Raw genomic sequence first — 7,916 nt, forward strand, 5'->3', positions numbered from 1 at the left:
CGGCGCCGGCATAGGGGGCTCGACAAGGGTGAACCCGTTGTCGCCGTCGGCCTTGACCCGTCCGGCCACGCTGAACCAGCCGCTGTCGCGAATCGGCAATTCCTTGGAAAGAAACGGTGACCGGACGTCGAGAATCCCGCCGGCCACACGCCACGCGATGCCGTCCAAGGGCGTGAAGGTTGTCTCTCCCCGGGTCCGGCGGCGGGTGGCGATGCTGCCGGTCGCCGGGGTGCCGTAGATCTCCACGAGCTCGATTCCCCTATCTCCATTCATCTTCGCCGCGGCCGACGGGCGTGTCGGTGTCACGGTGCTGAAGGCCAGGCGCAGGCTGCCTTTTGCCAGGTTGCCATTGAACAGGGCCACCTCATGGCTCGGGTCCGTTACGAGAATGGTCGGGGATATGGCCTCGACGCCTTGCGCAAGGTCGGCTGCGGTAATTGCATGTGCAGCAGCCACGCGGGCCGTTGCCGCCAAGGGCAGCAACAGGGAGAAAATCAGCCCAAAGGTGTCGACGGGGGCGAGGGTGGAGAGAATCCGGTCGCCACTGTTGATGTCGTACCGGTTAACCAAACCGTCTACTTCGCCGAGCAGGTTGCGGGCGGTTTTGGACCACAGATGCGGCTTTTCATCGGCGTCGCCGGCGCTGGTGAGCCAAACCCACAGGCGTTCGGGGTCCGGCGCGACATCGGTCTCCAGGGTCTCGGCCGGGTCTTCCAACGCCGTTGGATCGATGGCGGTGACGCCGGTCGGCAGCAGATCGTCGCGGGTGCAGATGGCATCGGTAAAACCGGTGCGACGGTAAAGGGCCGCCAGGGTGCCGGGGGCAAGCGTGTGGGGGATCAGCAGTTCGGGGCCGCCCGACAAGCCGGCCAGCAGCGCGGCGGCGATCACGCGCGGTCCTCCGTGGCGATGCAGACCGGCAAGCGGTTTTCGCCCACCGTATCAAAACAGGCTTTGAAACGCCTGGCCATGTCATACAGCGCGCCGTAAGTCATGCCGGGCAGGGTGAACGCCTGGCCGGGTCGCGCCGGGCCGGCCAAAAGCCGGGAAATCAGCACCGAAATCGGGTCTTGGGCTTCCGGGGGGATTTGGGATGTTGCCATCAGGGGTGACGATTCCTTTCTATCGTATTCAAGATAATGTTTTTGGGCCGCGTTATCGGTCGTCGCGGTATGGCTTATACAGCTTCCTCCCTCTGGCCTTGCCAAAAACATTATCTTAAACACGATGTCTTCGATCGAATGGCTCCGCGGAGCAAAAACCGTTTCGTTAATACAGCCGACGATCCGGGTCAAGGTATTCCAGAAACCCATTGTCTTGGTTCGAGCAATGTCAAATGTCAATACACGGTTATCGTGTGCCCATGGCGTGGCGGCTTGACACGCGAGTTGATTTTGAATAGCTTGGCCATTTATCTCAAAGCGCGGCACAATCAACCCGGAAAGGACCGATGCATGGCGTGCAGCATCAACAACCGATTGCGTGAGTTCGAGGTCGATGGGGACGCCATTGCCCGTGCCGCCTCAGAGAAGCGTCTTCTAACCATGGAGATCGAATTCAGCCTGCGCTGCAATTTTCGCTGCCCGTATTGCTACGTTCCGACCCAGCGGGAGTTGGATACGGAGCTGACCCCTGAGGAGATTCGCGACGTCCTGGTCCAGGCCCGGGATCTGGGCGCCCGGCGCATCATCATTCTCGGCGGTGAGCCAGTATCTATCCCCGGATTCGGGAGATGATCGATTTTATTCTGGGTCTCGGCATGGCGGTGGAGATGTTCACCAACGGCAGCGGCATCAGCGCCGACTTTGCCCGATGGCTTTACGCCCGCCGGGTCCGGGTGGTCTTGAAGATGAACACCTTCGACCCGGCCTTGCAGGATCGTCTGGCCGGCCGCCAGGGCGCCGCCGGCCTCATCGCCTCCGCCCTGGAGCGTTTGAAAGCGGCGGGCTATCCTTCGGACGAGGCCTTTCTGGCCATCAGCACCATCATCTGCCGCCCCAATCTTCCGGAACTGCCCCATCTGTGGTGTTGGCTGCGCGATCAGGCATCGCGCCCTATTTCGAAATCATTACCCCCCAGGGCAGTGCCAACCAGAACCCGTGGCTTTCCGTGGATCCGACACCTCCGGGGGGTCTTTGAAACGCTTTGTCAAATCGATCGGGAGCGTTACGGCCGGGTCTGGGAAATTCAGCCGCCGCTGGTGGGCAATCGCTGTCTGCGTCACCAATTTTCCTGCCTGGTAACCGCCAGTGGCAACGTAACACCTTGCGTGGGCGTCACCCTGCCACTGGGCAACATCCGCACCCAAACACTACAACAGATCATCCAGACCAGCCCGGTTCTCGAGGATCTACGCAACTACCGCCAGACGATCAAGGGCACCTGTCGCAATTGTGAAAAAGCCGATGGCTGCTATGGGTGTCGTGGCGCCGCCTATCAGATCACCGGCGACTACCTGGCGTCCGATCCCCTGTGCTGGCGCTGCCACGCGTCTTGAGATTGACGATCCCTTCATGTCCGATATCCTGCTGCCACCGGTAAAAACCCGTTCCCACGCCATGTCGGGTGTTCTCGGCTGCCTGGCCGTGTTCGCCTCGGCGTTTTGCTTCTACTTTTCAACCGTGGTCATCCGTTGGTCTAAAGGCGTGGTGGCCATCGATTCGGCCTATTTCGCCTTTTTTCGCTTCCTGATCGGCTTTTTCGTGGTTTGCGGGGTCATGCTGATCAAGGGAAAGGGACCGCGGCCCAAGCGGTATGACCTGCTCGTCGGGCGGGCCGTGGGCAACAGCGTCGCCGTCTTCTGCTTCTATCAAGCGGTGCGCCTGACCTCCGTGGCCGAGGCCAATATCCTGAACATGACCTACCCCATCTTCATTGCCATCTTGTCATGGGTGTTTTTGCGCAGCGAGCGCGATCCGGTGGCCCTGTTGATGGTCGGGGTGGCGTTTTCCGGAATATGGCTCATCTTGCGGCCGGAACGTGTCGGGCTGGGGCTCAACAGCCTGTGGGGGATCGGTTCGGCCGTCAGCGCGGCCGGTGCCATGTTCTGCCTGAACCTCAGCCGGCGGCATAACGATGCCAACACGGTTCTGTTTTACATGTTCGGTTTGGGGACGCTGTTGATCTACGGCTTTTCCCACCGCAGCATCACCTGGCCCAACGCCACCGAGTTTTACTACCTGATGCTGTGCGGCGGGGCCGGCATTGTCGGGCAATTCCTTATCACCCTGGGGTTTCGCTATGTCACCGCCGTGGAAGGGGGGGTGATCTCTTCCACCCGCATTCTCCTGGCGGCGCTGCTGGGTCCCTGGCTGGCGGCCGATCCGGCCATGGGACCCGGCGGATGGCTGGGAGCGCTCCTGATTTTCGGCGCCAATGCGGTGTTGACCGCCCGCAAGGGGCGCTGATATCGTCCTGTTAGACGTGGTGGCCCCAGCGCTGGCGGATATTGCCGTGATGGCAGGCGACGATAAAAATTACCGTGGCCAGGCATCCCGCCATTCCCGGCCAACGCATTCCCGGAAGGGACAGGGTGCCTGCCGCGAGGCATGCCACCAGGGCGAAGGAGGCCAGAAACGGGGTGCGCCAGACCAGAAAGACGGCGCCCCAGGCAAGGCCGCCGATGCCCGCCCAGGCCGGTGCCAGCAGGGCCGAGAATCCCAGGTAGTTGGCCACCCCCTTGCCGCCCTTGAACCCGTGGAAACAGGGGAACCGGTTGCCCAGCACCAGTCCCAGGCCCACCCAGGGGACCTGGGCCAGGGGCAGCCAATGGACAGCCAGAAAGGCCATCCCCATGGCTCGCAGCATGTCCAGCAAAAGGACGGCGGCGGCCCAGGCCGGGCCGGCCTGGCGGTAGACGTTGGTGGCGCCCGGGTTTCCGCTGCCGTGGCGACGGGGATCCTCCCGGCCGGTGAAGCGGAATGCCAGGATGGAAAAATTGACCGAGCCGGCCACGTAGGCGGCAACAAAGAGGACGACAAGGGGCGGCAGGATTTTCATTGAATGGCTTTCCGGTTAAGAAATGGCTATTTCAGCCAATATCCCTTATAATTGCAACTTACTATCCGACGATCCCGGTGCCGTCAAGTCCGCCGGCGAGGGCATCGATGGGGCCAGGCGGCCCGGCAACAACCCTGCATAGGGATGGGAGTGACGATGGGACTTAAAGAACACGAGTACATCCGCCAGACACTGGAGCGCTACACCAACTGCAAGTTGGAGGAGTTTTGTGGTCATATCTTGATCACCAATTTCAGACAGTACATCAAGGCCTTCGCCGATCGCACGGGTTGCGAGATGCACGAAAACAATTTCCGCATCGTCAATGCGCCGAAGCTGGATTGCACGATGATCGATTTTGGCATCGGTTCACCCCAGGCGGCCCTGGTGGTCAATGGGCTGGCCTATCTGGACAACCTCAAGACGGTGGTCATGCTGGGGATGTGCGGGGGGATCGACGATATCCTGGAGGTGGGGGATTTTGTCGTGCCCACGGCCGCCATCCGGGGTGAGGGCACCAGCCGCCACTACCTGCCCGTGGAATTTCCCGCCCAGCCGGCCATGTCGGTCAACCTGCTCTGCATTGGCGCGGTCAAAGCCCACAAGCTGACGCCGCGTTGCGGCATCGTCTATACCACGGACCGTCGCCTGTGGGAATTTGACGAGGAATTTGTCGATTACCTGCGCCGTCAACGGATCCTGGCCATCGAGATGGAACTGGCCACCCTTTATGCGGTGGCCTATCGCTACGAAGTCCCCATCGGTTCGATCATGCTGGTGTCGGACATGCCCCTTCAGCGGCGCGGAATCAAGGACAAGAAACTGCACGATGAGATCTACAAGAAGCATATGGACACCCACCTGGACATTGCCCTGGATGCCATCGCCAACCTGAGGACGCGCTGGTCGGATGTGGAACGGCAACTGCACAGCGAATGGTGACGAATTCGTAAAAAACCCGATATCGGCGCCTGCGCGAATCCTTCGTCACTGCGGCGTACGCCAAAGTACGCCTCCCTCCTTAAGGATTCGCAAGCCTTGATCTCGGGCTTTTTTCGAATTCGTCGGGTCAGGACGGGGGGAGAACTTCGAGCTCGATCTTTGAGAAGTCGTCTTTGCGCAGGGAGAGGTGGTAGCCGCGAACCTTGATATTGACCCGATCATCGCTGCCGGAAACCGCCTCCAGTTCGATGATGCTGCCCGGGGTGATATCCAGTTCCTTGAGCTTATCGACGATGGATCCCCTGCCCTTGACGCGGATCAGGCGGGCGACCTGGCCGGAGGCCAGGTTGTCCAGGGTGATGACCTCACGCTTGGTTTCCTGGAAGTGTTTCTGACGTCGTTTCAAGTCGTTCAGACATTTGGAAATGGCATTCTCGCAGCCGGTGAAGGCATCGTCCCGTTCGCAGAACTGGCGGAAACCGCCGATCCATTCCTCGCCGCCGCGGGGACAGATCTGGATGAATTCGACGAACCGCACCAGCCGGTCGATGATGCCCGGCGATATGGCATGTTCCATTTTGCAGGCGTTTTCCTCGGCCTCGGCCTCCTCCACATCCAGCACCTTGGTTAAAAAATCCTTGAGGATTTCATGGCGGCGGACAATGTCCCGGGCCAGGGTTTCGCCTTCGGGGGTCAGGGTGATCACATCGTAGGGGGCATAGTTGATGTGCCCCTTTTCGGCCAACAGGCGCAGGGCACCGGTGACCGACGCGCTGTTGACGGACATGCGGACGGCGATGTCCTTGGCGCGAGCGGCTTTTTTCTCGGAGACGATGTGGTAGATCGTCTCCAGGTAATCTTCCATGTTGGCGCTCAGCGGCTTGCTTTTCGGCATGTCATCCCTTATGTTCGAAAGGCGTTGGGCGGGCCCGGTGATTGCCGGTGCATCCTTTGCGGGCATCACCCAATTGCCATCACAGGATTCATTCCATTTTCTGGATAGTACATGGGGAGCCAAAAGCGTGTCAAGGCGATTTTGGCTCCCCTAAAAACATGGCGTGTCCATAATCCCGGCCGCCGGCGCATATAGCTGCGCGTGATTGAAATCACCAAGGAGGAACCGATGACGCAAAACAGCACCCTGGATATTCTTAAAAACGCCATTTTGTTGGAGAAACGCGGCAAAGCATTCTACCGCATGGCGGCCAGCCAGGCTACCAACGCGGATGTGCAGGGGTTTTTCGAAACCATGGCCGATGAGGAGGTCCAGCACGTCAAGATCCTTTCCGATCAGTACAAGGCGGTCAAGGAAACCGGTCGGTTCAGCGCCCCGGATACGGCCGATACGGGAACCCTCTCCCAGAACGTGCTGACCCCGGAGGTCAAGGGGCGGATTGCCGCGGCCGATTTCGAAGCGGCGGCCATCTCGGCGGCCATGCTGATGGAAGAGCGCTCCATCGCCCTGTACGCCGGCCGGGCGAAGAGCGCCCAGGATCCGGAAGAGAAAAAACTCTATCAGTGGCTGGCCGACTGGGAAAAGGAGCACCTCGAATTTCTGGCTGCCATCGACACCGAACTCAAGGAACGCATCTGGAACGACAGCGGCTTCTGGCCGTTTTAGAATAGGCATCGGTCCCAATGCGGTTATCCGGCGCCGCAACCAATTCCCTATTGACATTTTCATCCACTCGGCTATTTATGCATGCAGTTCAGGCGCTCGAAATTGAGCTTAATAGGGAACCCTGTGCAAGTCAGGGATGGGCCCGCCGCTGTAATCGGGGACGAATGCTGCACCTTGTCACTGGCCGAAAGGCTGGGAAGACGCAGTCGTAGGATGATCCGAAAGTCAGAAGACCTGCCTGGGCATATGGGAAAACGCAGCGTGGACGGCAGCGTTCCTATCATCTGAATTCTCATCTGCGGATAAAACTGGGAAATCCCGGATCGTATTTTTTTACGGTCCGGGATTTTTTTTTGCTTACAGGGTGGCCCTGGGTCACCATCTGTCTGAAATGTGACTTTTGACGTGTCCATCAACAATGGCTCAGGAGATTGGCCCATGTGCAGGAAAAGGATCCGCTTCTTCATCTTGGCCAGCTTGCTTTTCTTTCCCACAACGGTGATCGCGCTGGCCGGTGACACCGAGAATCGCATCGAACAGCCGGTGCGCCAATCCATCGACACCCGGCAAGCCACCCAGCGCGCCGAGGCCAAGTGGCGGGAGGACAAAGCGGACTTGAACGCCCGGTTCGAGGCGCTGCAGGCGGCACAATCACAGCTGCAGGCCCAAAAGGAGGCGCTTGGCCAGACCATCGCCGAGGCCCGTGAGCGGATTGCCGCCAAAGAGAAACAACTGGCCGATATCGACCAGATCGCCACCCGCATCCAACCCTTCCTAAATGAGACGATCGGGGTGTTGAAGACCTCCGTTGCCGGGGGCAGTCCTTTTCTGAAGGCGGAACGGGAGACGCGCATCGCCCGCCTCGAGAGCATGATGGGCGATCCCGATGTCTTGCTCAGTGAGAAATACCGCAAGGTGATGGAAGCCCTTCTCGTGGAGGCCGAGTACGGCGTCACCATCGAGACCTACCAGGAAAGCATTTCCCTCGATGGCCAGCCCGTGCTGGTCGATATCTTCCGGCTGGGCCGGATCAGCCTTTTCTACCAGAGCCTGGATCGCCGCCATTGCGGTGTTTACAACGTCGCCAGCGGTGATTGGCAGGCGCTCCCCGCCACGCACAACCCGGATATTCAGGCCGCCATCGATATCGCCGCCAAACGCAAGCCGGTGGAGCTGCTCAACCTGCCGCTGGGAAGGCTGGTGCGCCAATGAAGCCAATGATCCGACGTATCCTGCCAATCCTGCTCGTTTCACTGGTTACGGCGCTTCCCGCCCGGGCCGAAGACATGCGGGCCGTTCAGATTCAGGCCCAGGAAGCCAAGGCGGCGCTGGTCCGCAAAGCGGCGGCGGAAAA

Annotated in this window: 10 protein-coding genes and 1 riboswitch; of the genes, 6 read left to right on the top strand and 4 right to left on the bottom strand. The window is 60.0% G+C overall.

What is annotated here, in order from left to right:
- Positions 1-891: acyl-CoA synthetase family protein (locus JCM12296_RS30700; RefSeq protein ID WP_157068041.1), on the bottom strand; the 891-nt coding region annotated here is incomplete at its 3' end.
- A complete protein-coding gene (locus JCM12296_RS39220) occupies positions 888-1,103 on the bottom strand; it encodes a hypothetical protein (protein ID WP_157068042.1) in 216 nt (71 codons plus the stop codon). The genes JCM12296_RS30700 and JCM12296_RS39220, both read right to left, overlap by 4 nt.
- A 351-nt stretch (positions 1,104-1,454) precedes the next feature.
- Here JCM12296_RS39220 and JCM12296_RS46360 point away from each other — a divergent pair, with 351 nt between their 5' ends.
- Genes JCM12296_RS46360 through JCM12296_RS30720 form a run of 3 tightly spaced genes read left to right on the top strand, consistent with a single transcriptional unit; the run spans position 1,455 to position 3,407 of the window.
- Positions 1,455-1,736: a radical SAM protein gene (locus tag JCM12296_RS46360; protein ID WP_246805167.1), complete on the top strand. Its 282-nt coding sequence runs from the start codon at positions 1,455-1,457 to the stop codon at positions 1,734-1,736.
- Positions 1,733-2,497 (top strand): radical SAM/SPASM domain-containing protein, encoded by a 765-nt coding sequence (locus JCM12296_RS30715; protein ID WP_054701029.1) that lies wholly within the window; start codon positions 1,733-1,735, stop codon positions 2,495-2,497. Before JCM12296_RS46360 ends, JCM12296_RS30715 begins: the two co-directional genes overlap by 4 nt.
- Positions 2,498-2,513: 16 nt before the next feature.
- On the top strand, positions 2,514-3,407 hold the full coding sequence (locus tag JCM12296_RS30720; RefSeq protein ID WP_054701032.1) for a DMT family transporter: 894 nt from the start codon (positions 2,514-2,516) through the stop codon (positions 3,405-3,407).
- 10 nt (positions 3,408-3,417) lie between these two features.
- On the opposite strand, the gene JCM12296_RS30725 is transcribed toward JCM12296_RS30720, so the two are convergent.
- On the bottom strand, positions 3,418-3,999 hold the full coding sequence (locus tag JCM12296_RS30725) for a glycerol-3-phosphate acyltransferase (RefSeq protein WP_054701036.1): 582 nt from the start codon (positions 3,997-3,999) through the stop codon (positions 3,418-3,420).
- 156 nt (positions 4,000-4,155) lie between these two features.
- Here JCM12296_RS30725 and JCM12296_RS30730 point away from each other — a divergent pair, with 156 nt between their 5' ends.
- Positions 4,156-4,941: an AMP nucleosidase gene (locus JCM12296_RS30730; RefSeq protein WP_054701038.1), complete on the top strand. Its 786-nt coding sequence runs from the start codon at positions 4,156-4,158 to the stop codon at positions 4,939-4,941.
- A 127-nt stretch (positions 4,942-5,068) separates the two neighbouring features.
- Here the strand turns inward: JCM12296_RS30730 and JCM12296_RS37340 are convergent, their stop codons facing one another.
- The gene (locus JCM12296_RS37340; RefSeq protein ID WP_083456679.1) at positions 5,069-5,836 is read right to left on the bottom strand and encodes a metal-dependent transcriptional regulator; all 768 of its coding nucleotides are present in this window, start codon (positions 5,834-5,836) and stop codon (positions 5,069-5,071) included.
- A 228-nt stretch (positions 5,837-6,064) separates the two neighbouring features.
- Between JCM12296_RS37340 and JCM12296_RS30740 the strand changes: the two genes are divergently transcribed.
- A complete protein-coding gene (locus JCM12296_RS30740; protein ID WP_054701042.1) occupies positions 6,065-6,562 on the top strand; it encodes a ferritin-like domain-containing protein in 498 nt (165 codons plus the stop codon).
- Positions 6,563-6,634: 72 nt separating this feature from the next.
- A riboswitch (cobalamin riboswitch) is annotated at positions 6,635-6,818 on the top strand.
- A gap of 182 nt (positions 6,819-7,000) precedes the next feature.
- Positions 7,001-7,774, top strand: coding sequence for a DUF3450 domain-containing protein (locus JCM12296_RS30745; protein WP_054701045.1), 774 nt, complete (start codon positions 7,001-7,003; stop codon positions 7,772-7,774).
- The last annotated feature ends 142 nt before the right edge of the window (positions 7,775-7,916 follow it).

Origin of the sequence: Desulfosarcina cetonica JCM 12296, assembly GCF_001311845.1 — a bacterium.
In the GTDB taxonomy this organism is placed as follows: Bacteria; Desulfobacterota; Desulfobacteria; order Desulfobacterales; family Desulfosarcinaceae; genus Desulfosarcina; species Desulfosarcina cetonica.